This window comes from Bacillus cabrialesii (genome assembly GCF_004124315.2).
GTDB classification, from domain to species: Bacteria; Bacillota; Bacilli; order Bacillales; family Bacillaceae; genus Bacillus; species Bacillus cabrialesii.
The window spans coordinates 1375171-1400798 of sequence record NZ_CP096889.1; the positions used below are offsets into that span (position 1 = coordinate 1375171).

Below are 25628 nucleotides of genomic sequence, written 5' to 3' on the forward strand. Positions count from 1 at the left end.
ACATGGCATACGAAGAAAAAACAGACTGGCTCCCGGACGACCCAATTAACGAAGACGACGTCAACCGCTGGGAAAAAGGCATAAAAGACGCCCACACAGACCTGGCCGCCCACAAAAACGACATGAACAACCCCCACAACACAACAAAGGCGCAAATCGGGCTGGGGAACGTGGATAATGTGCAGCAAGCGGCGAAGAAGGATTTTGAACTGCATGAGCAAGATCAGGTGCGGCATGTTACAGAGGAAGAGCGAGAGAAATGGAACAAAGGTCAATTATCTAAGATTACAAAAGATGATGGACAGCCTATGTTCAATATCACAAGTGATTTCCATACCGAACTGATGAACTATCCTACATTGACTTATTTTTCTTATACGGGATCGCCTCTGAATTCACCAGGCGGCTCAGGGAGAGGATTTTGGACTTGCAGTGATAGTAAGTTATACGGACATGTGCTTGTAATGACAAATGATAATAGGACATTCCGCAAAACACTCTCAAACGGGAATTGGACTGATTGGTTTGAATTAGAGACAACAGAAGGCGCTCAAACAAAAGTGAACGCTCATGCAGCCAAGTCGGACATGCATGTCACACAATCGGACAAAGACCAGTGGAATAACAGCCAGCTTTTTAAAGTCACAGCAGACAACGGTCAAGCAAAAATATATTTAAGCGAAACAGATGATTTTCATGAAATTGTTCCGAAGAATACTGGAATGGTTCATTTCACCTCCATGCCAAAAACGGTGAATGGTCCAGGAACTTCAGTCAGGGGTTTATGGACTATTAATGCGACTGGTAATTACGGGCAAATTATCGCTTTTGATAATGCTAATAAAACGTATCGAAAAACGATATCAGGAGGAAACTGGTCGGATTGGATTGAATTAGAGACAACAGCTGGAGCAGAGGCGAAAGTATCTAATCATGCTAAGGATTCAGTGATACACATTACATCAGCTGAGAGGAGCAAATGGAATGGGGCTCAGCTTACTAAAATAACAAGCGATTTAGGAGGGGTGTCCATTGCAGCAAACGAAGGAGAGGACATTCTTCAAAAAATAATTGATCAAGGTAGAGGCATGGGCACATTTTATGCACATGGAAAAGCTGTAAATGCCCCATCTCCATTTTCAATAAGAGGCGTATTTCATTTGACTAGCCAATCAACCGACGGAAAAGGTATGTTTGGTTGGGTTTTTGCTACTGATTACAGAAACAATGTCTTTACGAATTATTATGATGGAAGCACTGTTGCGTGGCAAGGATGGAACAAGGTTGAAACAGAAACCACTGCTCAAGCTAAAGCGGATAAAGCTTTGTCTGATGCAAAAAACTATGTTGACACAAATTATACAAATCAAGTATTAACTGTTCATACAGGCTCAAATGCAATTCAAGACGCGAGAACAAGCGGAAATGATTATCCAACTGGTATCACCTTTATGGACATAGGAGGTAATAACACTACAGGGTACCCGTTAACCTATGGATTTGTAAAAAATGAAAAGCATAGTAATTATCGCTTTACTCAGTATTTCTATGGAAATGCAGACACAACTAGTGGAAGTTATGATCATGTTGGGACTTGGATCCGCCATTGGTGGGCAGGTTCTGGCTGGACCGCATGGCAGAAGATATCAGGGTTTGCTCATGTAAATATAGGGACTACTGGACGTCAAGCTCTGATTAAAGGAGAAAATAACAAAATTAAATATAACCGTATTATAAAAGATAGTCATAAATTGTTTGATACGAAAAACAATAGGTTTGTAGCCAGTCATGCAGGTATGCACTTAGTCGGTGCAAGTTTATATATAGAGAATACTGAGCGATACTCCAATTTTGAATTATATGTTTATGTAAACGGCACAAAGTATAAATTAATGAATCAATTTAGAATGCCTACCCCTTCCAATAACAGTGATAATGAGTTTAATGCAACCGTTACTGGATCTGTTACAGTTCCGCTTGATGCAGGAGATTATGTTGAAATTTATGTTTATGTTGGTTATTCCGGGGATGTAACACGATATGTTGCAGATTCAAATGGAGTTCTCAATTATTTTGATGTTCTGGAGCTTGGCGGAAGAAATTATCCGAGAGTTTAGGAGGTACCTTTATGATCTTATATGATGCCATTATGTACAAGTATCCAAAAGCAGTATCGAGAAAGGATTTTGAATTGCGTAATGACGGTAACGGTTCATACATTGAGAAATGGAATCTCCGGGCCCCGTTACCGACTCAGGCAGAACTCGAGTCCTGGTGGGAAGAGCTGCAAAAAAACCCGCCGTACGAGCCGCCTGATCAGGTGGAGATTCTTGCTCAGGAATTGTCACAGGAAAAGCTGGCACGCAAGCAGCTTGAAGAACTGAACAAAACATTAGGAAGCGAGCTGTCAGATATAAAGCTTTCATTACTTTCCTTGAAAGGAGATCTTGCTGAATGAATTATTGGGTGCTAGCCCTCTACTATGAGTGGGCGACAGCGGATATGGTGAAACAGGCATTAGCATATAAAGACTGTTCAATTGAGGATCTGGCAGAGGGTGTGAACAAAAAGCTGATTACATCTGACCAGTATAAAGAAATTACCGGTAAAGCCATGTAAGGCTTTTTTATTTTGCCTGTTTTTAGATGAAAAGGAGGATGAAGATGGTGAAGTATCAATATGAATTTCCTCTCGATAAGACTGGAAAAGCCGGAGCAGTAAAGCCCTACAGAGGAGAAAAAAATGATTTTGTGACGCCTGTTTCAAACTTGTCGGGTGTCGCGGAAATTTTAACGAACGCGGCCTTAAAGGCGACTGAGGCATACAGCCAGCTCGGGCAAGACCGGCTGGGCGCAGTGCTGGTTTCGAAAGTAAAGGGCTGGGCGTATGCAGATCGTGAAGGCACGCTCTTTATAGAAGAAAGCGACAACAACAATGTTTGGACAACGACAGCAGCAGTTAATGTCGCAGCCGGTGTCCTGACGGAGACGGACTGGGTGTATCTTTCTAAACGCTATTACCGCTTCCGCTATGTGAACGGGAATCTTCAGCAATCAGAGTTTGTCTTATACCAATCAGTCGGCGCGGGAGAAATGGACGTTCGTGTAAATCAAAAAGCTCCTTTGCAGATTGACTTATCGGAGATTCAGACAGGCGATGGACGGCTGAAAGTAAAAGCCGGCAACACATTTGACCATGTCTTTCATGAAAATGCCGAGTCCGCTGGCGAGGGCACTGCATTATCCGTGGACGGCGCCGCTCATTTACTCGTTGAAGTATACGGCACAGCGGAAACGAGTGAGGTCAAATTTTGGGGCAAATCGGTGTCAGGACAGAAACTCCCGATCAGAGGAGTGAAATCGGATGATGCATCCGCTGCCTGCAGTACGTTAGGGAAAGCTGAAGCATGGGCCTTCGATATTCAAGGGTTTAAGGAGATCATCATGGAGATCGCCAGTATCACCGGCGGGACTCTTTCGATAAAAGGAACAGCAGTTTCATCATAATTTCGGCCCTCGGAAGGGAGGTGATCCGCATGTAAAGGAGGAGTGAATGATGCAGCAAGAGGCAGATGTGAATGTGTTTCAGCAGGATTTAGCAGACATGAAAGGTGAACAGAAAGCGCTTGAGCAGAGGGTTTCCGCATTAGAACGCGTATCAGACCGGCAAGACCAGCAAATCATGACACTGAACGAAAAATTAAACAAAATTGAAGAAAATACAACATGGATTAAACGCACCATCACAGGTGCCATCATTACAGCAGTTTGCACAGGGATCATTGGCGGAGCAATCGCCATTATGTACAACCTGCTGCAGCATTAAAGGGGGATTTTCATGAAAAGGTTTGACAAAGGCACGGTCATTAGGACGGTGCTTCTTTTGGTTGCCTTAATCAATCAGACCATGCTGATGCTTGGCAAATCACCATTGGATATCCAGGAGGAACAGGTCAATCAGCTTGCTGACGCGCTTTATTCTGCCGGATCTGTCATTTTTACAATTGGAACGACACTTGCCGCTTGGTTTAAAAACAACTATGTAACAGAAAAAGGGAAAAAACAGCGCGACTTGTTAAAGGAAAATAATCTGACGAAATAAGGAGAGATGAAAATGGTGAACATTATTCAAGACTTTATTCCAGTCGGTGCAAATAACCGTCCGGGCTACGCAATGACACCGCTCTACATTACCGTGCACAATACAGCGAACACTGCTGTCGGAGCGGATGCTGCAGCCCATGCCAGCTATTTGAAAAATCCTGATACGGCGACAAGCTGGCATTTTACAGTCGATGATACAGAAATTTATCAGCATTTGCCTTTAAATGAAAACGGCTGGCATGCGGGAGATGGAAATGGCAGCGGCAACCGGGCTTCTATCGGGATTGAAATTTGTGAAAATGCCGATGGAGACTTTGCACAAGCAACAGCAAATGCCCAATGGCTGATCAAAACATTAATGAGTGAGCACAATATCAGTCTTGCCAATGTCGTCCCTCATAAATATTGGTCTGGGAAGGAATGTCCGCGCAAACTGTTGGATACGTGGGATTCGTTCAAAGCGGGAATTGGGGGAGGCGGCAGCCAAACCTACGTCGTAAAACAAGGTGACACACTTACATCCATCGCGAGAGCATTCGGGGTTACTGTTGCTCAACTGCAAGAGTGGAACAATATCGAAGACCCGAATCTTATTCAGGTCGGTCAAGTATTGATTGTAAGTGCTCCGTCGTACGCTGAAGAACCCGAGCTCTATCCGCTCCCTGATGGTATCATTCAATTGACAACACCATATACCTCAGGAGAACACGTCTTTCAGGTGCAGCGAGCACTGGCCGCTCTCTATTTTTACCCTGATAAAGGCGCTGTCAACAACGGAATTGATGGCATTTACGGGCCGAAAACAGCGGATGCGGTTGCGCGTTTTCAGTCTGTTAACGGTTTAACGGCCGATGGGATTTATGGGCCGGCGACAAAAGTGAAGATTGCAACGCAATTAAGTTGACGAAAAATCCCGGAGTTTCTCCGGGATTTATTTTTTCTTCTTCAATTTTTTTAAAATCCCTGCACTCCGCTCCCTCACCCGAAGCGAATACCCGGAAAGTCCAAACCTTCCGTAATCAACAAATTTCACACGCCTCACCAATTTTTTCACTGTATCACCTGACAATATCCTCTGTTTGTTTTAGTATATGTAACCCTCATCAGAAAAGGAATAAGGACAAGAGCTGTTTTCCCTTGTCCTTTTAGTGTGATCATGCTTTTTTTCGTTTATACTCGTCAATCAGCCGTTCGTTTTCTTTGAAGATTCTTGCTGTATGCGGACTGACTTGATAGCTTGCGACACTGGTGGTTGAACGTTTTTTCAGGATTTTAAACGGCTTCGCCGCTCGGGGCTCGCATCCGTTTTGATACGCGCGTTCCATTATCCTTCACCTTCCTCCTCAATTGGCAGCACCAAATCATATATGCTCGTTAATGATGTGAAAAGCAAATAATCAAACTCCGTGACAATGCTGTCAGACGTCAGCTTGATGACATAGCTCTGTGTCTCGATGGTAAAAGGGATGAGAACCACCTTACCGTCCTGGTCGTAATAAACATCCTTTCGATCGAGCCGTGTTTGTACGTCTGCCGGATCGTCCATGTGCTCGGTTAACCGGTCTTTATCAGCCTGTGTCGAATAGTGACAAAGAGAGGCCGTTAAGTTCATTTTATCGGCATAGGTTTTCAGCAGCTTATCAATACCTTCAGCATATGCATCTACACTTCCATAATAAACATGGATCGGTTCGTTTTTCAATAGGTATTGGTATGTTTTCAGCCGATTGAGATACATGTGGAGCATTTCGTTGTTTTCTTCGAGAATTTCTCTTGTGTCTGTTTCCAGCTCGCTGCCGGCCAGTTTTTTGACGTATGCACTTAGGAAGATGAAAGCATCGATTAAAGCAAAACTGACGGCGACAATGAGATACCGTTCCCAGTCGGCAAACAGGGACGAGGGGTCATATGTCCAGTATACCATAGCGCCCAGAACAAACAGCAAATACCATGTTTTCCGGATGGCGGACATTTTTTCTTTGACCTTCGCTTCGAAACGCCAAGTGGCGTACACGTATAAGCCCAATCCGGCCATGATGCACCAGACCATGATCTGAAAGAATAAAAGCATACATTAATCCCTCACATCTGAATTAGGTTCTGCTTATTGTATTCGAGAGATACGGATGGTTTTCCTGTTCCAACAAAAAAACCGCTTCTTTAACAGAAGCGGTGTAACATTAAAATATCATATTTAAAATAAAGTAGGCGATGGCGCCAAGTGTCGCTGAAATCGGTAGCGTAATGACCCATGTAATAAGCATCCGCTTGGCTGTGCCCCAGTTTACGCCTTTTACCCGGTGTGACGCACCGACGCCAAGGATTGATGAAGAAATGACGTGGGTCGTACTAACCGGCAAATGAATAAATGTGGCGCCGAAAATAATGGCAGCCCCGGTTAAGTCAGCGGAAACACCGTTTACCGGACGAATTTTCATGATCTTTCCACCAACGGTTTTGATGATTTTCCAGCCGCCGATTGATGTTCCGAGACCCATGGCTGTCGCGCAGGCAAATTGCACCCAGGTTGGAATATCATTAGCAGAAGTATGTAAATTCGCAGTGATGAGAGCCATTGTGATAATTCCCATTGCTTTTTGCGCGTCGTTTGTGCCGTGTGTATACGATTGCAGGGCAGCTGTCAGAATCTGCACTCTGCGGAATTGCTTGTTCGTTTTCGCCAAATTGCTGTCTTTGAATATCAGCTTGACGATGCTGTATAAAATATACCCAACGACAAAAGCAAGAATCGGTGAAAGGATCAGTGCTTCAATGATTTTAATGAAGCCTTTATAATTTAACGAAGCAAACCCGGCTGCCGCTACTGCCGCACCGGCAATTGCCCCGATGATGGCATGGGATGAACTGCTTGGGATGCCGTAGTACCATGTGATCAGGTTCCAGGCAATCGCAGCGATTAACGCAGCCAAAATCACAACAGAACCATTTTCCAGCGTATAAGGATCCACAATGTCTTTCGTAATGGTTTTGGCAACACCTGTAAATGTCATTGCTCCGATAAAGTTCATCACAGCCGCCAATATAATGGCGTGGCGCGGTTTCAGCGCTTTTGTCGATACCGAAGTCGCAATTGCGTTCGCCGTATCATGAAACCCGTTGATGAAATCAAACGCCAGAGCACAAATGACTATTAGTATCGTTAATATTAATAGAATATCCATTTTAACCCCTCGTTACGCGTTTTTCATAATGATGGTTTCAAGATTGTTGGCAACACTTTGGCAAGAGTCGGCAATTTCTTCAAGCGTTTCATAAATTTCACGATATTGAATAACTTTGATCGGGTCTGTTTCATTTCCGAAAAGATTCTTTAATGATTTTCTGTGCAGGTTGTCACAGCTGTGCTCATACTCTTTAATTTTAATCGCGTGAGGCTGAATATCCTTTAAGCGGTTTTCTGCCAGCAGCTCAATTGTAATTAAAATTTCTTTCGCACATTCTCTGATGTATCCGCTGAATTTATCGATATGCTCGTCTGATGAAGTAATTGAGAAAATCTCCATCATGGCAGAGAAATGTTCGATTCCGTCAAGCACATCATCCAGGCTGTTTGTCAGCTGAAGGATATCTTCGCGTTCAATAGGAGTGATGAACGCTTTGTTAAGCTCTTTAATCATGACATGAACATGATTGTCACCTTTTGTTTCATATTCCTTTAACGTATCTGCAAATTCTTTAAGCGTCGTTTGGTTGGTGACCTTAAAATTCACAAAATATTCTGCAGTTTCGTCTATGTTCTTTGCAATTTCTGTTAAAAGGAGTGAGAACTTATCTTTTTTTCTTCTTATCATTAAAAACCCTCCATAGTTTGAATGAGACAATGCACACATCAAATTATTATATAGCCTTTTGTCGAAAAAAAACAGGTAAAGTCGAAAAAAACACGGCTTGACTTTTTCGTTAAATCATGTCTCCTTATTTTGGCCTACTTCGCTTCAAAAAAACGACCCAAGTTTGCAAAAAATTTCTGCTTAACGTAAAAAGTATATCAAAAGTTGTGTTTTTCCTGTCAACTTTTATCTTCTGTTTCACCAAAAAACGGTTCCCTAAACAAGGGAACCGTTTTATCAGCTTGCTTTTCGTTTTTTCATCCAGTAATAAACAGGCAGTCCGGCAAGGCCGATGAGGATGGATAATCCGCAGCTCAGTGTATCTGTGATGAGTGTGCTGCCTAATACAAAAAATGAGCCCGCGATTGCCAAAATCGGCATGAATGGGTAAAGCGGAACACTGTAGGCGCGCTTTTCTCCCTTTGCTCGCTTGCGGAGGATAAAGACCGCAAAAAAAGCCATCACATAAAAAATGTAGATCATGAAAATCGAGATTTCCGACAGTTTATCAGGGTTGCTGATCAGCATCATGATCAAAGCCACAGCAATCTGGAAGGAAATCGCAATCCATGGTGTGCGGAACGTCGGGTGTACGTGTGACAGCTTTTCAGCGAATGGAAGCTGTTTGCGCTCTGCCATCGCAAATGAAACACGCGGGAAAGAAAGGACCTTTCCGTTTAAGCAGCCAAAGATGCTGACAATGATCCCGACACTGATCAGCTTTCCGCCGATTGAACCGAACAGCATGGTGGCGGCAGTGCTTGTCGCATTTTCGCCAAGTGTGACAATTTCGTTCGCAGACAGGATGTGAAGCAATGCAAAGTTAATGAAAATATAGACGGCTGTTACGATTAATAATCCGCCCGTCATTGCACGCGGCAGCAGCTTTTCGGGATTTTTCATTTCACCGCCGAGAGCGGCTAGAAGAATCCATCCGTCGTACGCAAATAGTGTAGCCAAAATAGCTGCCCCGAAGTTCATATCGGAAATGCTTTCGTTTACTGCTGTGAAGATGTGCTGATCGCCTTTCCAAAGGCCAAAAATAATGATGCATGCAATCGGGATCAGCTTACCGATCGTTGTCAGCGTTTGGACAAAGCCCCCGTATTTTGTACCGATAATATTAATGACGCATAAAAAGAGAACGGCTATAATTCCGATTACCTTTGATAATCCAGATCCCCAGCCGAAAAGATTCGCCATTAAAGATCCAAAATATAAACCCAGCGCGGCAATAATGGCCGGCCCGTAAATGATAATTTGCACCCAGCCGCACAAAAATCCCCAAAACTCGCCGTACACTTCTTCAAGATACGTATAAAGCCCGCCGGTTTTTGGAATCTGCGTTCCGATTTCCGCGATTGTCAAACCGCCCGCCAGTGTTAAAATACCGCCTAACAGCCAGGCGAAAAGCGCTGTTTTTGAATCGCCAGAATAAGCGAGCACAGCGCCAGGCTTCATAAAAACACCAGACCCGATAATGGTTCCGATGACAAGAGTAAGGGCAAACAAGAGGCCTATCTCTTTTTTCAAACCGTTGTCTTCAGTATGCATGTCCTTAACCTCCTATGATGTTGAAGCTTCATGATGAAGAATCTATTTTTCATATTGTAAACCCTATTTTAGAAAAGTGAAATAAAATAAATTTTCTGATTTTCGATATTTGCTTTGTGTATGGCTGATAAATTGGTGGAAACGCCTGCTTTATTAAGTAGGAACCGAATAAATATATGTGTTTTATATTTTATAGTTCGTATTTCACATACGTGTTTTAACCGATTTGGAGTGCGCTATGAGGAGTCTGCGCAATAACAAGCCTTCGCTGAAGCTGATAAGTTGACTTTCCCGTGGGAATAAAATACCTTGTTACTAGAACAATAAATGTACAACTATGATACGATATCTCGAAATCGAGATAAAATGACCTGGAGGGACAGCATATGAAAGTCAACGGCATTCACCACGTGTCAGCACTAACAGCCGACGCACAAAAAAACTTAGATTTCTATAAGAAGGTATTAGGGTTAAAGCTTGTCAAAAAATCCGTCAACCAAGATGAACCGACAATGTACCATCTGTTTTACGGAGATGAAGTGGCAAATCCGGGAACTGAGCTGACGTTTTTCGAGATTCCCCGTATTGCGCCGTTTCATGCGGGAACAAACAGTATTTCTTCTATTGGTTTGCGTGTTCCAAGCACAGAAGCCCTGCATTACTGGAAAGAACGTTTTGAAGAGCATCAGGTGGCGCATAGCGGCATCACCAAAAGAGCAGGACGTGACATATTGGCATTCCAAGATCATGAAGGACAGCGCCTCGTGCTGACTGCTGATGAGAAAGGCAAAGGATATGGTCTGCCTGTTAAACAAAGCGGCATTCCTGAAGAATTTTCGTTTCGCGGGTTAGGGCCGGTTGAACTGACTGTGCCATACGCTGAAGCGACCTTACACGTATTAACGAATATTCTTGGATTTACAGAAATCAGCCGTGAAGCAGTCGAAGGACAAGGAACCGCTATTATTTTGGAATCTGGAGAAGGAGGCGCGGCAACGGAAATCCATTTATTAGAAAGAAACGATCTTCCGCGCGAGCGCCAAGGCAAAGGAAGTGTTCACCATGTCGCATTTCGGGTCAGAGATGAAGAAGAACTTGCCGGGTGGCACCAGATCATCAGCCGTGAAGGCTATAGCAATTCAGGCATCGTTGAACGCTACTACTTCAAGGCGCTGTATTTCAGAGAGCCGAACGGTATTTTGTTCGAGCTATCAACTGACGGACCGGGCTTTATGGTTGATGAAAATCTTGATGAGCTTGGCCAAACGATCGCTCTTCCTCCGTATCTTGAACATCGAAGAGCTGAAATTGAAGCAAAACTAAAACCGATTCAATAAAATCGCAATTCATTTGCCTTCCGGCGGCGCCGGAAGGTTTTTTTATTGTCGTCATACATTTTGAGACGGCATGTCAGATGCCGATTGGGAGAAAAGGCTTAAAATCCGTTGTGTATATGGGCGATCGGTATGAAATGGACTCGGCAAAAATATTGTCTTTGTTTATTAATAGTTTATTCATATTTGCTTGTTACACTATTTCAAAGTTAGACAAAAAGGAGTGAAAACACGTGGAAAAGAAAAAACGCGAGCTGGATATCGTCCTCATCCTCATTTTGCTCGCATCTGCATTCTTAAATATTTATAACATTTGGAAGGACGACACGGTGAATCCTTATTACACCGCGGCAGTTACAAGTATGATGCAAAGCTTTCATAATTTCTTTTATGCTTCGTTCGATGCTGCCGGCTTTATAACAGTTGATAAACCGCCTGTTACATATCAAATCCAGACGATCAGCGCACTGATATTCGGGATGCACGGGTGGAGTGTCATTCTGCCTCAGGCATTGGCCGGTGTAGGCTCAGTCCTTCTGATGTACTTGCTAGTTAAGCCGACATTCGGAAAAACGGCGGCGCGCATTGCTTCATTTGTGATGGCGTGTACACCGATTGCTGTAGCTGTAGCGCGCACAAACAATGTTGATGCATTACTGGTGTTTTTCTTATTGCTGGCTACATGGCTTCTCTTCAAAGCGATTAGAAAAGGAAAACTGATCTGGCTGTTAGCGGCGTTTTTCGTTGTTGGAGTAGGTTTCAATACGAAAATGCTTCAGGCTTATATGATTTTACCGGCCTTCCTATTGTTCTATTTGATTGCGGCAAACGCCACTATTAAGAAAAAAATCATTTCGTTGGTAAGTGCGTTAGCCGTATTAGCAGCCGTTTCGTTATCATGGCCGCTCATTGTTGACAATATCCCTGCAAGCAAGCGGCCTTATATCGGAAGCAGCCAGACCAACTCTGTTTTGGAATTGGCTTTCGGCTATAACGGAATTCAGCGGCTGACAGGCCAAAATTCCGGAGGCGGACAGGGGGGACCAAACGGAGACGCTTCAAAAGAAATGTCTTCATCTGATAACAGTTCAACACAGACTCAAGCACCGCCTAGTCCATCATCAAACAGCAGCTCATCAAGTGATGACAAATCATCCAATGGCAATATGACGGCACCTCCATCCAATGGCCAAATGCCAAACGGCGGTCAAGAAGGCCCTCCGAGCGGCGGAGATGGCGGCCAAGGCGGACCCGGCGGAGACGGAGGGAAAGGCGGTACAGGAACCGGCTCGAAAATGCAATCAGGTTCAGGAATGTTCGGAACAGGAACACCTGGCCCGCTGAGACTCTTCCAACAAGAATTATCTGATCAAATCAGCTGGCTTCTGCCGTTTGCGATTTTTGGAATTGCCGGCTTACTGATCGCAGGCGTGAGAGAAAGAAGAAGATTATCTGCACAGCAGAAGGAAACGTTGTTCTGGGTTGCATGGCTTGTGCCGATTGCCGGATTCTTCAGTGTGGCAGAATTTTTCCACCATTATTATCTCATTATGCTGGCACCACCGATTGCGGCTCTTGTCGGTGCGGGATGGGTTGCCCTTGTTCATCTTTACCGTAATCAGACTGGCTGGAAATCATGGCTTCTGCCGACAGCGATTATTGCGACAACTGGATTTGAATTATTTATTCTCAGAAACTACTATGATCAAATCGGAGTGGGCTGGAGCATTGGCGTAGGTGTGATCGGCGCGCTGTCAGCGATTGCTCTGCTGCTGTTTAAACAGCGTCAAAAACCGATCAGTTATTATGTATCACTTGCAGCTCTTCTCGCGTTGCTGATGATGCCGATTTATTGGGCAAGCACACCGCTTCTTTACGGAGGCAACAGCTCACAGCCTGAAACAGGGCCTCAGCTCGCATCTATGAGCGGAAAAGGCATGGGAATGTCTGATGCGGCTGTAAATGAAAAACTGATCAAATATCTGGAGGAGAATAACTCCGGAGCTGAGTACCTATTCGCCACAACCGACTCGAACACAGCGGCGCCATATATTATTAAAACGAAAAAAGCTGTTATGACTATTGGCGGATTCAGCGGTTCTGACCCTGCTATCACGCTGACTCAATTTAAAAAGCTCGTAAAAGAAGGAAAAGTAAAATACTTCTTGGCTTCTGGAATGGGAAGAGGCGGAAACAACGATATTGTTGAATGGGTTCAGAAAAACGGGAAGAAAGTGTCTTCAGATAAATGGCAATCAAGCTCTGATCAACAAGCATCATCTGATCAGAAAACAGAAAATACTGATTCAGCTGATACATCAAGCAACAGCAAGACTTCAGACGAAAACGGCCAAATGAGCGGCGGACCTGGCGGAATGAATCAGTCAGCTGCATTATATGAACTAAATGCTGATGAATAGGAGGGAAAAACATGAGCAGACATATTCAATATTCAGTTGTTGTACCTGTGTATAACGAAGAGCTTGTCATTCATGAAACCTATCAGCGCTTAAAAGAGGTCATGGATCAAACAAAGGAAAACTATGAGCTGCTTTTTGTCAACGATGGAAGCAAAGATCGCAGTATTGAGATTTTAAGAGAGCACAGCCTGATCGATCCGAGAGTGAAAATCATTGATTTTTCAAGGAACTTTGGGCACCAGATCGCCATTACAGCGGGGATGGATTATGCACAGGGGAATGCAATCGCCGTCATTGACGCCGATTTGCAGGACCCTCCTGAACTGATTTTAGATATGATTGAAAAATGGAAGGAAGGCTATGAGGTCGTGTACGCCGTGCGGACAAAACGAAAAGGGGAAACCTTCTTCAAGAAACAAACTGCGGCTATGTTTTACCGGCTTCTCAGCAGCATGACGGATATTGATATCCCGATTGATACGGGGGATTTCCGCCTCATGGACAGAAAAGTCTGTGATGAAATGAAAAGATTAAAAGAAAAAAATCCTTTTGTCAGAGGGCTCGTCAGCTGGGTGGGCTTCAAACAGACAGCGGTCGAGTACGTACGTGATGAAAGGCTCGCCGGAGAAACAAAGTACCCGCTGAAGAAAATGCTGAAGCTGTCAATGGACGGCATCACGACATTTTCACACAAACCGCTAAAGCTGGCAAGCTATGCGGGGATTCTAATGTCAGGTGCGGGATTTCTGTATATGTTTATCGTGCTCTATCTGAAGCTATTCACAGACAGCACAATCACGGGCTGGTCATCACTTATTGTGATCCAGCTCCTGTTCAGCGGCATCGTCCTTCTGATTCTGGGGATGATCGGCGAATATATCGGCAGAATCTACGATGAAGCCAAAGACAGGCCGCTTTACATCGTCCAGAAATCGTATGGAATTGAAAATAAAAGACTTTATAGAGACCAGCATATGTCATAACCTGAAACCCCTGTCCATTGCGGACAAGGGTTTTTTATATTCCATGCTGCGATTAAAGGAAAAGATGCTGATAGATATATGGGAATAAGGTAACGGAGAAAGGAATGTGAACTTGCACTCCGGTTTAGTCATATTGAAATAAAAACGGCAAAGCCTAAAGACTTTCATCTGCCGTTTTGTGGAATGTCGGCTGTTCTATTGAGAGTTTTTTTAAGAAATACATGATCAGAGCCGTACCAGTTATGTTTAATAAAATACTGGCACCCAGTGTAACTCCCCGCGTCAATGCCGAGCTTAAGCGAATCTTGTAACCCGCATTCATGTTATACATCCTTCTCCCGCAATGGAAGCCTCAAGAATTGAATGATGTCAGTCTGAATGATGGATGTCTCATCAAAGAGTTTCAGACAGGCCTTTTGTTCAATAAAAAGCCTCAGGCCGCTTTTGCGGCCTGAGGCGCTTTCTTAAGAAGCTGTTTCTTCTTTTTGGTCGAGTTTGATTTTTTTCGTCATTTCTTTGCCTTTTCTGAGAATTTTCACTTCAACGGTGTCACCGATGTTTGCGTCTTTATATAAAATATTGCGCAATTCACTGCCTGTATCGGTTTCTTTGCCCTTCAGGCTGATGATAATATCCTCCGCTTTCAATCCGGCCTTTTCAGCAGGAGAGCCTGAGGCGACCTGACGGATGTATACGCCCTTATTCAGCTGGCTGCCGAACAGGCCGAGTGTGCCTTCTTGGTAGTTTTGCGGCACTTGTTCTAAATCAAGCATGCTGACACCGATATACGGACGTTCAATTTGTCCTTTAGACAGCAATTCTTCAGCAATCGGTTTTACGTCGTTGCTTGGAATTGCGAATCCGATGCCCTCAACGTCATCTTCACTGATTTTCATACTGTTAATGCCGACGATTTTGCCGGAAGTATTTAACAATGGGCCGCCGCTGTTACCTGGGTTAATCGCTGCGTCAGTTTGGATGACGTTAATGCTCGTTTCGCCGGCTGATGTTGACATCGAAACCGTTCTGTCCACGCCGCTTACAATTCCTTGCGTTACTGTACGGGACAGGTCTTTTCCGAGCGGGTCTCCAATCGCAATGACGGTCTCACCTGTTCTGAGATCAGATGAATCACCAAAGCTTGCCACTTTTGTTACGTGGTCATCACTGATTTGGAGGACCGCTAAATCTGTTAACGAGTCACTGCCTATCAGTTTTGCTGTCGCCTCAGTACCGTCATATAAAGATACCTTCAGCGAAGATGCCCCTTCTACGACGTGGTTATTTGTAATGATATATGCTTTGCCGTTCTCTTTTTTGAAAATGACACCTGATCCTGAACCGCTTTCTGTATCTTCGCTGGAATCAGAGCTGGAACCGGATGAGCCGGAGCCGAATAAAGAGCTGTTTGACTGAGCCTGAAGATTGGTAATACCGACAATCGCCGGTGAAAGGTCTTCCACCATATCTGAGATTTTAGAAGAATCTTCGCTTTTGAATGCAGATGAGCTGCTTGAGCTTGATGAGCTTTTGGCAGATTCAGAAGATGTGCTTTTGGCTGTGACAGATTGCGTTTGCTGCTGGCTGGAAGACTGTTTTGCAGTGTCCTGAGCATCATGGTCGCCAAGCGGTGTAAACGTGTAAATGCCAAGGGCGAGACTGCCGCCGATCACTCCGCCAAGCAGCGGTCTGAACCATCCGAACCCTCGTTTTTTCTTCTCCTGGTCATGAATGACATTGCGGGCTGAGTAGGAGGTGCTTTGATCGTTTTCTTTCGCTAGAAAGACCTCATTCTCATTTCCTTCCGTTCTGTTTTCGTCACGATAGTTATCCATCATGTTCACTCCGTTTCTATATTTCACTAATTTCTCATTATGATAGGTTTATGACTTGAGTTTATCATAAACAAAAACTGTGGGATAAAAATGAAAAGATTATGGGAAATTGTGAAAAAGTGCGGAAAACGGTACACTTCATATTGTATATGAAAGGACTGAGTCGATGGAACAGATTGGATTGATTGGATATGGCAGCATGGCCGATATGATCGCCAGGCAGCTGTTGAAGCATGAACAAATAAAGGAGAATGAACTCTTTATTGAAACAAGAACGAAAGGAAAGCGGCTGGGTGCGCTGATGGCAGATTATCCACATGTATCGGCTGATTCGCTCGAGAACTGGGCGGAAACGTGCCGTTTGATTTTTATATGTGTCCCGCCGCTCCATGTCGTCGAAACATTGCGCCGTCTCCGCCCGTACGTGAACAGGCATACTCATATCGTATCCATTGCCGCCGGTGTGCCGCTGCGTCTTCTGGAGGCTGAAACAAAAGCCGGTATATCACGTGTCATTCCTGCCATTACATCCGAAGCGGAAGCGGGCATCTCACTTGTCGTTCACAGTGAAGCACTGACAGCGGATAAAAAGGAACGTCTTAATGAGTTGTTATCGGTTTTCAGCCGTGTCAGAGAAATAAAAGAATCGAATCTGGATGCCGCCAGCAATTTGACGAGCTCGGCACCAGGATTTATAGCTGCCGTCTTCGAAGAACTGGCGCTGGCTGCTGCCAGAAAAAGCAGCCTTTCTAAAGAAGAAGCCTTTGATTTTCTGATTCATTCGCTATACGGAACTGGCAAGCTGCTGATTGAAAAGAAGATGTCTTTCGAGGAAACGCTGGAACGTGTCGCAACGAAAGGCGGAATTACCGGAGAGGGAGCTGAGGTGATACGCGCCTCTGTGCCGGACGTTTTTGATCAGGTGTTTGAAAGAACGCTGAAAAAATATGAACTGCTTACAGAACAGGCTGAGAAACAAACATGAATCCTTGCAAGAGGATTCTTTTTTTCTCACTGAAACGTTGTGATTTTCCCCAGTTATATTGCAATTTTCCTCTTTTTTTAATATAATTTGTTAGAATATTCATAATTTAGTAAAAAAGGAGGAGCGTTATGAAACTGTACATGTCAGTAGATATGGAAGGTATTTCGGGTCTTCCGGATGATACCTTTGTGGATTCCGGCAAGCGTAATTATGAACGCGGACGGCTCATCATGACTGAAGAAGCGAATTACTGTATTGCTGAAGCGTTTAACAGCGGGTGTACTGAGGTGCTGGTCAATGACAGCCATTCGAAGATGAATAATCTGATGGTTGAAAAGCTTCATCCTGAAGCAGACTTGATTTCCGGCGACGTCAAACCTTTTTCAATGGTAGAGGGGCTGGACGATACGTTTACAGGCGCTTTGTTTCTCGGTTATCATGCGAGAGCATCGACTCCCGGTGTCATGTCACACAGCATGATTTTCGGCGTCCGGCATTTTTACATAAACGATCGGCCTGTCGGTGAGCTCGGGTTAAATGCATACGTTGCCGGTTATTATGATGTCCCGGTCATTATGGTCGCAGGAGATGATCGTGCGGCGAAGGAAGCGGAAGAGCTCATTCCGAACGTTACGACAGCCGCTGTCAAACAAACCATTTCAAGATCGGCAGTGAAGTGTTTGTCCCCTGCGAAAGCCGGCCGGCTGCTGACAGAAAAAACCGCATTTGCCCTGCAAAACAAAGATAAAGTCAAACCGCTCACACCGCCTGACAGACCGGTTTTGAGCATTGAATTTGCCAATTACGGCCAGGCAGAATGGGCGAATCTGATGCCGGGAACTGAAATAAAGCCGCAAACCACAACCGTTCAATTTCAGGCGAAGGACATGCTTGAAGCCTATCAGGCGATGCTTGTCATGACGGAGCTTGCGATGCGGACATCATTCTGCTAAAGGGGTGTTTTAGGCTTTGGCGCGATACATGATGAAGCGTTTTTGGGCAATGGCAGCTACGATTTTGGTGATTACCACCCTGACTTTTGTTCTTATGAAGGTCATTCCCGGATCTCCTTTTAACGAGGAGAGAGGCACAAATGAAGCCGTTCAAAAAAATCTCGAAGCCTACTATCACTTAGACGATCCTCTTATTTTCCAATATATCATCTACTTAAAATCCATCATCACATTCGATTTCGGACCTTCAATCAAAAAACCGTCAGACAGCGTAAATGATATGCTGGAACGCGGCTTTCCCGTTTCCTTTGAGCTTGGGATGACAGCGATTGTCATTGCTGTGATATCCGGGCTGGTTCTGGGCGTAATCGCCGCGCTCCGCCGCAACGGCTTTTTGGATTACGCCGCGATGAGTTTGGCTGTACTCGGCATCTCTATTCCGAATTTTATTCTGGCAACATTGCTCATTCAGCAGTTTGCCGTCAATTTCAAACTATTTCCCGCTGCCACATGGACGAGCCCGATCCATATGGTGCTTCCGACCGCAGCGCTTGCTGTAGGGCCAATGGCGATCATTGCCAGGCTGACACGGTCAAGCATGGTCGAAGTCTTAACGCAGGATTATATCCGCACAGCAAAAGCGAAAGGGCTTTCTCCGTTCAACATTATCGTAAAACACGCACTCAGAAATGCACTCATGCCTGTCGTTACCGTTCTGGGCACACTTGTCGCAAGTATCTTAACAGGGAGCTTTGTCATTGAAAAAATCTTTGCCATTCCGGGAATGGGAAAATATTTTGTTGAAAGCATTAATCAGCGGGACTATCCGGTGATTATGGGGACGACTGTTTTTTACAGCGTCATTTTGATCATCATGCTGTTTTTGGTCGACTTGGCCTACGGTTTCTTAGACCCGCGCATTAAACTGCATAAGAAAGGGTGAAGCGTGTGAATCTCCCTGTACAAACGGATGAGCGCCAGCCAGAGCAGCACATTCAGGTGCCAGATGAATGGTTTGTCTCGAATCAGGAAAAAAATCGAGAAGCCGATTCGGTCAAGCGGCCGAGTTTGTCATACACGCAGGATGCCTGGAGGAGGCTGAAAAAAAATAAATTAGCGATGGCTGGACTTTTTATTCTTTTATTCCTTTTTGTCATGGCGGTGATCGGGCCCTTTTTATCGCCTCATAGTGTCGCGCGCCAATCGCTGACCGAGCAAAATCTTCCGCCCTCAGCCGATCATTGGTTCGGCACCGATGAGCTTGGCCGTGATGTGTTTACCCGAACATGGTACGGAGCGAGGATTTCGTTATTTGTCGGAGTGATGGCAGCGCTGATTGATTTTGTGATCGGTGTCATTTACGGAGGCGTTGCCGGCTATAAAGGCGGCAGGACTGACAGCATCATGATGCGAATTATCGAAGTGCTGTATGGGCTTCCGTATCTGCTTGTTGTCATTTTGCTGATGGTGCTGATGGGGCCGGGGCTGGGCACCATTATTGTGGCGCTTACCGTCACCGGATGGGTAGGCATGGCGAGAATTGTAAGAGGCCAGGTGCTTCAGATTAAAAATTATGAATATGTACTCGCCTCGAAAACCTTTGGCGCCAAAACCTTTCGCATCATCCGGAAGAATCTGCTGCCGAATACAATGGGAGCGATCATCGTACAAATGACATTAACCGTACCTGCCGCTATATTCGCAGAATCCTTTTTAAGCTTTCTGGGCCTCGGCATACAGGCTCCGTTTGCCAGCTGGGGCGTGATGGCGAATGACGGCCTGCCTACGATTTTGTCTGGGCATTGGTGGCGCCTGTTTTTTCCTGCCTTTTTCATCTCCTTGACGATGTATGCGTTTAATGTGCTTGGAGACGGATTGCAGGATGCGCTCGACCCTAAGCTGAGGAGGTAGCTCTATGGAAAAAGTTCTGTCAGTCAAAAATCTTCACGTTTCTTTTACGACTTACGGCGGGACGGTTCAGGCGGTCAGAGGAGTGAGCTTTGATTTGTATCAAGGGGAAACCTTTGCGATCGTCGGCGAATCCGGCTGCGGCAAAAGCGTGACCTCCCAAAGCATTATGGGCCTGCTTCCGCCCTATTCGGCAAAAGTGACAGACGGCAGCGTTCTATTTAAAGGAAGAGACCTTTGCCGTCTCTCTGACAAAGAAATGAGAAGCATAAGGGGAGCCGACATTTCTATGATTTTTCAAGACCCGATGACGGCGTTAAACCCGACGCTGACTGTCGGAGACCAGCTTGGGGAAGCGCTCCTCCGCCATAAAAAAATGAGCAAAAAAGCGGTGAGGGAAGAGGTGCTTTCCATGCTGTCATTGGTCGGCATTCCCGATCCGAAAGAGCGCCTGAAGCAGTACCCCCATCAATTCAGCGGGGGCATGAGACAGCGGATTGTCATTGCGATGGCGCTGATCTGTGAGCCTGACATCTTAATCGCAGACGAACCGACGACCGCTCTTGATGTGACCATTCAGGCGCAGATTTTGGAGCTGTTTAAAGAGATTCAGAGAAAAACGAATGTGTCTGTCATTCTGATTACACACGATTTAGGGGTAGTGGCCCAGGTTGCTGACAGAGTCGCAGTCATGTATGCGGGAAAAATAGCGGAGATTGGCACGAGAAAAGATATTTTTTATCAGCCGCAGCACCCTTATACAAAAGGGCTGCTGAACTCTGTCCCGCGGCTTGATTTGGATGGCGCGGAGCTGATTCCGATCGACGGAACGCCGCCGGATTTGTTTTCGCCTCCGGCAGGGTGCCCGTTTGCCGCCCGCTGTCCGAGCAGGATGATCGTGTGTGACAGGGTATACCCGGGCCAGACAATTAGATCTGACACACACACTGTCAGCTGCTGGCTGCAGGATAAACGGGCCGAGCATGCGGTACTGTCCGGAGATGCGAAGGATTGAACATGAAAAGGGGGAAGAGGATGAAACGAGTGAAAAAGCTTTGGGGAATGAGTCTTGCATTAGGAATCTCGTTTGCGCTGATAGGATGTACGGCAAACGAACAGGCAGAAAAAGAAAGCGGTAATGATAAAGCAAAAACAAGCGGAGAAAAGGTGTTGTATGTAAATAACGAAAATGAACCGACTTCGTTCGATCCGCCGATCGGCTTTAATAATGTATCATGGCAGCCCTTAAATAACATTATGGAGGGGCTGACGCGCCTTGGCAAAGATCATAAGCCTGAACCGGCGATGGCTGAGAAGTGGTCTGTATCGAAAGATAAAAAAACCTACACATTTACAATTCGGGAAAATGCGAAATGGACAAACGGAGATCCGGTAACGGCCGGAGACTTTGAATACGCGTGGAAACGGATGCTTGATCCGAAAAAGGGCGCTTCCTCCGCGTTTCTCGGCTATTTGATTGAAGGCGGCGAAGCGTATAACAGCGGCAAAGGGAAAAAAGACGATGTGAAGGTGACGGCAAAGGATGATCGAACCCTTGAAGTAACGCTTGAAGCGCCGCAAAAATATTTTCTCAGCGTCGTATCCAATCCGGCGTATTTTCCGGTAAACGAAAAAGTCGATAAAGAAAACCCAAAGTGGTTTGCTGAGTCGGATACATTTGTCGGGAACGGTCCGTTTAAGCTGACGGAATGGAAGCATGATGACAGCATCACAATGGAGAAAAGCGACACGTATTGGGATAAAGATACCGTGAAGCTTGATAAGGTGAAATGGGCGATGGTCAGTGACAGAAATACAGATTACCAGATGTTTCAGTCTGGGGAACTGGATACCGCTTACGTCCCTGCTGAATTAAGCGATCAGCTGCTGGATCAGGATAACGTCAGCATAGTTGACCAGGCGGGCCTCTATTTCTACCGGTTTAATGTGAACATGGAGCCGTTCCAAAATGAAAACATCAGAAAAGCCTTTGCGACGGCTGTGGATCAAAAGGAAATTGTAAAGTATGTCACGAAAAACAATGAAAAGCCGGCGCACGCCTTTGTATCGCCAGGATTTACACAGCCTGACAGCAAAGATTTCCGTAAAGCTGGCGGAGATCTGATCACGCCAAATGAAAGCAAAGCGAAGCAGCTGCTGGAAAAGGGCATGAAGGAAGAGCGTTATGATAAGCTTCCTGCAGTTACTCTTACCTATAGCACAAAGCCGGAGCATAAAAAAATCGCCGAGGCGATCCAGCAAAAATTAAAAAATACCCTTGGGGTCGATGTGAAGCTGGCCAATATGGAATGGAACGTATTTTTAGAGGATCAAAAAGCGCTGAAATTCCAATTCTCTCAAAGCTCATTTTTACCTGACTACGCGGACCCTATCAGCTTTCTGGAAGCCTTCCAAACAGGAAATTCGATGAACCGCACAGGCTGGGCCAATAAAGAATACGATCAGCTGATCAAGCAGGCGAAGCATGAAGCCGATGAAAAAACGCGTTTCTCTCTTATGCATCAAGCGGAAAAGCTGCTGATCAATGAAGCGCCGATCATTCCGGTTTATTTCTATAATCAGGTCAACCTGCAAAACGAGCATGTAAAAGGAATCGTCAGGCATCCCGTCGGCTATATCGATTTTAAATGGGCGGATAAAAACTGACGCCGGCGATTGGGAAAATACTGCTTCTTTCTGCGAAGGAGCGGTATTTTTTCTCTTTCTTGCACGTATACGTAGGGTGCAGAGCAAATGAAAGGAGTGATTGTGTTGAATCAGAAGCCAAAAGCGCTGAAAAAGGGTGACACAGTCGGAGTGATCGCGCCCGCAAGTCCGCCGGATCCGAAAAAGCTTGAAACCGCGCTTTTATTTTTAGAAGAGCTCGGTCTTCAGGTGAAGCTGGGCAAGGCACTAAAAAACCAGCACGGCTATTTAGCGGGACAGGATAATGAACGGCTGGCTGATCTTCATGAGATGTTCAGAGACGAGGAGGTAAAAGCGGTGCTGTGCGCGTGCGGGGGTTTTGGGACAGGACGTATCGCGGGCGGCATCGATTTTAGTTTAATCCGCAAACACCCTAAAATCTTCTGGGGATACAGCGATATTACGTTTTTACATACGGCCATCCATCAAAACACAGGTCTTGTCACCTTCCACGGCCCGATGCTCAGCTCAGATATTGGCCTCAACGACGTTCACCCGCTGACAAAAGCGTCGTATGGGCAGCTCTTCCAAGAGACGGAATTCACCTATACAGAAGAGCTTTCTCCGTTGACGGTGCTTGTTCCCGGAAATGCGGAAGGCGAGCTGATCGGGGGAAATCTCTCGTTACTGACGTCTACGCTGGGCACGCCGTTTGAAATCGATACGAGAGGGAAGCTTCTGTTTATTGAAGATATTGACGAGGAGCCGTATCAAATCGACCGGATGCTGAATCAGCTGAAAATGGCAGGGAAGCTGACGGACGCGGCCGGAATCCTTGTTTGTGATTTTCATAACTGTGTCCCTATGAAGAGGGAGAAATCTCTGTCGCTTGAGCAGGTGCTTGATGACTATATTGTTTCGGCGGGCAGGCCTGCTCTGCGAGGATTTAAAATCGGCCACTGCTCGCCGAGTATCGCCGTTCCGATCGGTGTGCGAGCTGTTATGGATACAGCAGAAAAAACAGTCGTCATCGAGGCGGGCGTTTCAGAAGGGGCGCTAAAGACATGAAAATCACTCGAATAGAAACGAGCCGAATCGCTGTACCTCTGACAAAGCCGTTTAAAACCGCGCTTCGCACTGTGTATACGGCTGAATCGGTGATTGTAAGAATCACTTATGACAGCGGCGCAATCGGATGGGGAGAAGCGCCTCCGACGGTAGTCATCACAGGAGACAGCATGGACAGCATTGAAAGTGCAATTCACAATGTCTTGAAGCCGGCACTGCTTGGAAAAAGCCTGTCTGGCTGGGAGGCCATTCTGCATGACATACAGCATCTCCTTACCGGAAATCAAAGTGCGAAGGCAGCTGTGGAAATGGCGGTATACGACGGCTTGGCGCAAATGTGCGGCCTGCCGCTTTATCAAATGCTCGGCGGATACCGTGATACGCTGGAAACGGATTATACCGTCAGTGTCAACTCACCTGAAGAGATGGCAGCGGATGCTGAAAATTATCTCAAACAAGGGTTTCAAACGCTGAAAATAAAGGTCGGAAAAGATGATATCGCAACAGATATCGCCCGTATCCAGGAAATCAGAAAACGAGTCGGGCGAGCCGTGAAACTTCGTTTAGACGCCAATCAGGGGTGGACGCCGAAAGAAGCGGTAACAGCCATTCGAAAAATGGAGGATGCAGGTCTTGGCATTGAACTTGTCGAGCAGCCTGTCCATAAAGATGATCTCACCGGGCTTAAAAAGGTGACGGATGCGACAGACACGCCGATTATGGCCGATGAAAGTGTTTTTACGCCGCGCCAGGCGTTCGAAGTTCTTCAAAGCCGGAGCGCTGACTTGATTAATATTAAATTGATGAAAGCAGGCGGCATCAGCGGAGCAGAGAAAATCAATGCCATGGCTGAGGCGTGCGGGGTGGAGTGCATGGTCGGCAGCATGATCGAAACGAAGCTGGGCATTACGGCCGCGGCGCATTTCGCGGCAAGCAAAAGAAACATCACACGCTTTGATTTTGATGCGCCGCTGATGCTGAAAACAGATGTCATCAAAGGCGGCATAATATACAGCGGCAGCACCATTGCGATGCCTGACAGACCGGGTCTCGGAATCACCGGAGCTGCGCGTTGAAAGGGGGAATAGAGCAATGATGCATACTGTCATATCAGCAGTGGCCAACATCTGGACAGCGCCCGATTCACCGCGTCAATCAGATCAAGCGATGCTTCGTCCGACCGTATTGATCAGAGACTGGCTGGAGCGCATGACGTATGAGGAACGGCTTGGATTATGTACAGACAATGTGATCCAAACTCAGGTTCTTTTTGGCGAAAAGGTGTTGGTGACGGCAGAACAGGGCGAATGGGTGTCTGTGATCGTGCCGAGCCAGCCATCCCGAAAGGACCCACGCGGATATCCGGGCTGGATGAAAAAGAACCAGCTGAAAAAATCAAGTCCCATCCATACACAAAACGATGTCATGATCAGCAAACCTGCTGCCTTTTTGTACAATAGTAAAGGAGAAAAGGAGATCGAATTGAGCTTTTTGACGGTTCTCCCCTTCATTGCAGAAGAAAACGGATATATTAAGGTTTCAACCGTTTTGGGAGAAAGGTTTGTGAAGCAGACTGATGCAGTGCCTGTCCGCGAACAGAAAGGAACCGCTGAAGACATCATTCAAACCGGAGCGTTTTTTCTCGGGCTTCCCTACCTGTGGGGAGGGATCAGCGGGTTTGGATTTGATTGCTCAGGGTTTATGTACAGTATATGTAAGGCCAATGGATACAGCATCCCCCGTGATGCGGGAGATCAGGCAAAGGCGGGGGAGGGAGTTCCGCTTGATGATATGAAAGCCGGCGACCTGCTGTTTTTTGCTTATGAGGAAGGAAAAGGAGCGATTCATCACGTCGGACTGTACGTCGGCGGCGGGAAAATGCTTCATTCTCCAAAGACGGGAAAATCAATCGAAATCCTTACATTAAAAGAGACAATCTATGAAAAAGAACTTTGTGCGGTCCGCCGCTGTTTTTCAGAATAAGGAGG

The 25628-nt window shown here is 45.8% G+C and carries 27 protein-coding genes and 1 pseudogene; 20 read left to right on the plus strand and 8 right to left on the minus strand.

Annotated elements, in window-relative coordinates:
- Positions 1-2 precede the first annotated feature (2 nt).
- The 7 genes from EFK13_RS07130 to EFK13_RS07160 are packed head-to-tail and all read left to right on the plus strand — an operon-like array spanning position 3 to position 5007.
- Positions 3-2117 carry a terminase gene (locus EFK13_RS07130; RefSeq protein WP_129505970.1) on the plus strand — a complete coding sequence of 705 codons (2115 nt, stop codon included), beginning with the start codon at positions 3-5 and terminating at the stop codon, positions 2115-2117.
- An 11-nt stretch (positions 2118-2128) separates the two neighbouring features.
- On the plus strand, positions 2129-2458 hold the full coding sequence (locus EFK13_RS07135; protein WP_129505969.1) for an XkdW family protein: 330 nt from the start codon (positions 2129-2131) through the stop codon (positions 2456-2458).
- Positions 2455-2619 carry an XkdX family protein gene (locus EFK13_RS07140; protein WP_075745568.1) on the plus strand — a complete coding sequence of 55 codons (165 nt, stop codon included), beginning with the start codon at positions 2455-2457 and terminating at the stop codon, positions 2617-2619. Before EFK13_RS07135 ends, EFK13_RS07140 begins: the two co-directional genes overlap by 4 nt.
- A 44-nt stretch (positions 2620-2663) precedes the next feature.
- On the plus strand, positions 2664-3506 hold the full coding sequence (gene xepA / locus EFK13_RS07145) for a phage-like element PBSX protein XepA (protein WP_129505968.1): 843 nt from the start codon (positions 2664-2666) through the stop codon (positions 3504-3506).
- Between the two features lie 49 nt (positions 3507-3555).
- Positions 3556-3825 (plus strand): hemolysin XhlA family protein, encoded by a 270-nt coding sequence (locus EFK13_RS07150; protein ID WP_119997125.1) that lies wholly within the window; start codon positions 3556-3558, stop codon positions 3823-3825.
- 12 nt (positions 3826-3837) lie between these two features.
- Positions 3838-4101 (plus strand): phage holin, encoded by a 264-nt coding sequence (locus EFK13_RS07155; RefSeq protein ID WP_129505967.1) that lies wholly within the window; start codon positions 3838-3840, stop codon positions 4099-4101.
- 12 nt (positions 4102-4113) lie between these two features.
- Complete coding sequence (locus EFK13_RS07160; protein WP_129505966.1) at positions 4114-5007, plus strand: N-acetylmuramoyl-L-alanine amidase; 894 nt, start codon at positions 4114-4116, stop codon at positions 5005-5007.
- 27 nt (positions 5008-5034) lie between these two features.
- Here the strand turns inward: EFK13_RS07160 and spoIISC are convergent, their stop codons facing one another.
- The 6 genes from spoIISC to steT all read right to left on the minus strand — a co-directional run bounded on the left by spoIISC (position 5035) and on the right by steT (position 9508).
- A complete protein-coding gene (gene spoIISC, locus EFK13_RS07165) occupies positions 5035-5172 on the minus strand; it encodes a three component toxin-antitoxin-antitoxin system antitoxin SpoIISC (protein WP_119913750.1) in 138 nt (45 codons plus the stop codon).
- 85 nt (positions 5173-5257) lie between these two features.
- Positions 5258-5428, minus strand: coding sequence for a three component toxin-antitoxin-antitoxin system antitoxin SpoIISB (gene spoIISB / locus EFK13_RS07170; protein ID WP_064813250.1), 171 nt, complete (start codon positions 5426-5428; stop codon positions 5258-5260).
- On the minus strand, positions 5428-6174 hold the full coding sequence (gene spoIISA, locus EFK13_RS07175) for a toxin-antitoxin-antitoxin system toxin SpoIISA (protein WP_129505965.1): 747 nt from the start codon (positions 6172-6174) through the stop codon (positions 5428-5430). The genes spoIISB and spoIISA overlap by 1 nt, the downstream gene beginning before the upstream one ends.
- A 109-nt stretch (positions 6175-6283) precedes the next feature.
- Positions 6284-7285, minus strand: a complete 1002-nt coding sequence (locus EFK13_RS07180; protein WP_129505964.1) for an inorganic phosphate transporter — start codon at positions 7283-7285, stop codon at positions 6284-6286.
- 12 nt (positions 7286-7297) lie between these two features.
- Positions 7298-7915 carry a DUF47 domain-containing protein gene (locus EFK13_RS07185; protein ID WP_003218470.1) on the minus strand — a complete coding sequence of 206 codons (618 nt, stop codon included), beginning with the start codon at positions 7913-7915 and terminating at the stop codon, positions 7298-7300.
- A gap of 276 nt (positions 7916-8191) precedes the next feature.
- The gene (gene steT / locus EFK13_RS07190) at positions 8192-9508 is read right to left on the minus strand and encodes a serine/threonine exchanger (protein WP_129505963.1); all 1317 of its coding nucleotides are present in this window, start codon (positions 9506-9508) and stop codon (positions 8192-8194) included.
- Between the two features lie 386 nt (positions 9509-9894).
- Here steT and EFK13_RS07195 point away from each other — a divergent pair, with 386 nt between their 5' ends.
- The 4 genes from EFK13_RS07195 to EFK13_RS07210 all read left to right on the plus strand — a co-directional run bounded on the left by EFK13_RS07195 (position 9895) and on the right by EFK13_RS07210 (position 14245).
- Positions 9895-10845, plus strand: coding sequence for a ring-cleaving dioxygenase (locus tag EFK13_RS07195; RefSeq protein WP_129505962.1), 951 nt, complete (start codon positions 9895-9897; stop codon positions 10843-10845).
- A gap of 77 nt (positions 10846-10922) precedes the next feature.
- Positions 10923-11069, plus strand: a complete 147-nt coding sequence (locus EFK13_RS07200; protein ID WP_129505961.1) for a hypothetical protein — start codon at positions 10923-10925, stop codon at positions 11067-11069.
- A gap of 6 nt (positions 11070-11075) precedes the next feature.
- The gene (locus EFK13_RS07205) at positions 11076-13262 is read left to right on the plus strand and encodes a glycosyltransferase family 39 protein (protein WP_129505960.1); all 2187 of its coding nucleotides are present in this window, start codon (positions 11076-11078) and stop codon (positions 13260-13262) included.
- Between the two features lie 11 nt (positions 13263-13273).
- Positions 13274-14245 carry a glycosyltransferase family 2 protein gene (locus tag EFK13_RS07210; protein ID WP_129505959.1) on the plus strand — a complete coding sequence of 324 codons (972 nt, stop codon included), beginning with the start codon at positions 13274-13276 and terminating at the stop codon, positions 14243-14245.
- Positions 14246-14399: 154 nt separating this feature from the next.
- On the opposite strand, the gene EFK13_RS07215 is transcribed toward EFK13_RS07210, so the two are convergent.
- Together EFK13_RS07215 and htrA are read right to left on the minus strand one after the other, a co-directional pair.
- Positions 14400-14567 carry a hypothetical protein gene (locus EFK13_RS07215; RefSeq protein WP_161568034.1) on the minus strand — a complete coding sequence of 56 codons (168 nt, stop codon included), beginning with the start codon at positions 14565-14567 and terminating at the stop codon, positions 14400-14402.
- Between the two features lie 142 nt (positions 14568-14709).
- The gene (gene htrA / locus EFK13_RS07220) at positions 14710-16080 is read right to left on the minus strand and encodes a serine protease HtrA (protein WP_129506158.1); all 1371 of its coding nucleotides are present in this window, start codon (positions 16078-16080) and stop codon (positions 14710-14712) included.
- Between the two features lie 166 nt (positions 16081-16246).
- Here htrA and proG point away from each other — a divergent pair, with 166 nt between their 5' ends.
- The 9 genes and pseudogenes from proG to eepC all read left to right on the plus strand — a co-directional run bounded on the left by proG (position 16247) and on the right by eepC (position 25623).
- Positions 16247-17065: a pyrroline-5-carboxylate reductase ProG gene (proG, locus tag EFK13_RS07225; protein WP_129505958.1), complete on the plus strand. Its 819-nt coding sequence runs from the start codon at positions 16247-16249 to the stop codon at positions 17063-17065.
- 128 nt (positions 17066-17193) lie between these two features.
- The gene (gene dppA / locus EFK13_RS07230; RefSeq protein ID WP_129505957.1) at positions 17194-18018 is read left to right on the plus strand and encodes a D-aminopeptidase DppA; all 825 of its coding nucleotides are present in this window, start codon (positions 17194-17196) and stop codon (positions 18016-18018) included.
- Positions 18019-18034: 16 nt separating this feature from the next.
- Positions 18035-18961 carry a dipeptide ABC transporter permease DppB gene (dppB, locus tag EFK13_RS07235; RefSeq protein ID WP_129505956.1) on the plus strand — a complete coding sequence of 309 codons (927 nt, stop codon included), beginning with the start codon at positions 18035-18037 and terminating at the stop codon, positions 18959-18961.
- Positions 18962-18966: 5 nt separating this feature from the next.
- Positions 18967-19929 carry a dipeptide ABC transporter permease DppC gene (gene dppC / locus EFK13_RS07240; RefSeq protein ID WP_003239082.1) on the plus strand — a complete coding sequence of 321 codons (963 nt, stop codon included), beginning with the start codon at positions 18967-18969 and terminating at the stop codon, positions 19927-19929.
- A gap of 4 nt (positions 19930-19933) precedes the next feature.
- Positions 19934-20941 carry an ABC transporter ATP-binding protein gene (locus EFK13_RS07245; RefSeq protein WP_129505955.1) on the plus strand — a complete coding sequence of 336 codons (1008 nt, stop codon included), beginning with the start codon at positions 19934-19936 and terminating at the stop codon, positions 20939-20941.
- A gap of 2 nt (positions 20942-20943) precedes the next feature.
- Complete coding sequence (dppE, locus tag EFK13_RS07250; protein WP_129505954.1) at positions 20944-22593, plus strand: dipeptide ABC transporter substrate-binding protein DppE; 1650 nt, start codon at positions 20944-20946, stop codon at positions 22591-22593.
- An 87-nt stretch (positions 22594-22680) separates the two neighbouring features.
- Positions 22681-23640: a S66 peptidase family protein gene (locus EFK13_RS07255; protein WP_129505953.1), complete on the plus strand. Its 960-nt coding sequence runs from the start codon at positions 22681-22683 to the stop codon at positions 23638-23640.
- Positions 23637-24736: pseudogene (ykfB, locus tag EFK13_RS07260) on the plus strand (L-Ala-D/L-Glu epimerase). Before EFK13_RS07255 ends, ykfB begins: the two are co-directional and overlap by 4 nt.
- A complete protein-coding gene (eepC, locus tag EFK13_RS07265; protein ID WP_129505951.1) occupies positions 24733-25623 on the plus strand; it encodes a gamma-D-glutamyl-L-lysine dipeptidyl-peptidase in 891 nt (296 codons plus the stop codon). The pseudogene ykfB and the gene eepC overlap by 4 nt, the downstream one beginning before the upstream one ends.
- Positions 25624-25628: the final 5 nt, after the last annotated feature.

Excerpts from the sequence above, each read along its gene's own strand:
- EFK13_RS07130 (WP_129505970.1), top strand. The coding sequence starts at position 3 with ATGGCATACGAAGAAAAAACAGACTGGCTCCCGGACGACCCAATTAAC.
- EFK13_RS07135 (WP_129505969.1), top strand. The coding sequence starts at position 2,129 with ATGATCTTATATGATGCCATTATGTACAAGTATCCAAAAGCAGTATCG.
- EFK13_RS07140 (WP_075745568.1), top strand. The coding sequence starts at position 2,455 with ATGAATTATTGGGTGCTAGCCCTCTACTATGAGTGGGCGACAGCGGAT.
- xepA (WP_129505968.1), top strand. The coding sequence starts at position 2,664 with ATGGTGAAGTATCAATATGAATTTCCTCTCGATAAGACTGGAAAAGCC.
- EFK13_RS07150 (WP_119997125.1), top strand. The coding sequence starts at position 3,556 with ATGCAGCAAGAGGCAGATGTGAATGTGTTTCAGCAGGATTTAGCAGAC.
- EFK13_RS07155 (WP_129505967.1), top strand. The coding sequence starts at position 3,838 with ATGAAAAGGTTTGACAAAGGCACGGTCATTAGGACGGTGCTTCTTTTG.
- EFK13_RS07160 (WP_129505966.1), top strand. The coding sequence starts at position 4,114 with ATGGTGAACATTATTCAAGACTTTATTCCAGTCGGTGCAAATAACCGT.
- spoIISB (WP_064813250.1), bottom strand. The coding sequence starts at position 5,428 with ATGGAACGCGCGTATCAAAACGGATGCGAGCCCCGAGCGGCGAAGCCG.
- spoIISA (WP_129505965.1), bottom strand. The coding sequence starts at position 6,174 with ATGCTTTTATTCTTTCAGATCATGGTCTGGTGCATCATGGCCGGATTG.
- EFK13_RS07180 (WP_129505964.1), bottom strand. The coding sequence starts at position 7,285 with ATGGATATTCTATTAATATTAACGATACTAATAGTCATTTGTGCTCTG.
- EFK13_RS07185 (WP_003218470.1), bottom strand. The coding sequence starts at position 7,915 with ATGATAAGAAGAAAAAAAGATAAGTTCTCACTCCTTTTAACAGAAATT.
- steT (WP_129505963.1), bottom strand. The coding sequence starts at position 9,508 with ATGCATACTGAAGACAACGGTTTGAAAAAAGAGATAGGCCTCTTGTTT.
- EFK13_RS07195 (WP_129505962.1), top strand. The coding sequence starts at position 9,895 with ATGAAAGTCAACGGCATTCACCACGTGTCAGCACTAACAGCCGACGCA.
- EFK13_RS07200 (WP_129505961.1), top strand. The coding sequence starts at position 10,923 with ATGCCGATTGGGAGAAAAGGCTTAAAATCCGTTGTGTATATGGGCGAT.
- EFK13_RS07210 (WP_129505959.1), top strand. The coding sequence starts at position 13,274 with ATGAGCAGACATATTCAATATTCAGTTGTTGTACCTGTGTATAACGAA.
- EFK13_RS07215 (WP_161568034.1), bottom strand. The coding sequence starts at position 14,567 with ATGAATGCGGGTTACAAGATTCGCTTAAGCTCGGCATTGACGCGGGGA.
- htrA (WP_129506158.1), bottom strand. The coding sequence starts at position 16,080 with ATGGATAACTATCGTGACGAAAACAGAACGGAAGGAAATGAGAATGAG.
- proG (WP_129505958.1), top strand. The coding sequence starts at position 16,247 with ATGGAACAGATTGGATTGATTGGATATGGCAGCATGGCCGATATGATC.
- dppA (WP_129505957.1), top strand. The coding sequence starts at position 17,194 with ATGAAACTGTACATGTCAGTAGATATGGAAGGTATTTCGGGTCTTCCG.
- EFK13_RS07245 (WP_129505955.1), top strand. The coding sequence starts at position 19,934 with ATGGAAAAAGTTCTGTCAGTCAAAAATCTTCACGTTTCTTTTACGACT.
- dppE (WP_129505954.1), top strand. The coding sequence starts at position 20,944 with ATGAAAAGGGGGAAGAGGATGAAACGAGTGAAAAAGCTTTGGGGAATG.
- EFK13_RS07255 (WP_129505953.1), top strand. The coding sequence starts at position 22,681 with ATGAAAGGAGTGATTGTGTTGAATCAGAAGCCAAAAGCGCTGAAAAAG.
- eepC (WP_129505951.1), top strand. The coding sequence starts at position 24,733 with ATGATGCATACTGTCATATCAGCAGTGGCCAACATCTGGACAGCGCCC.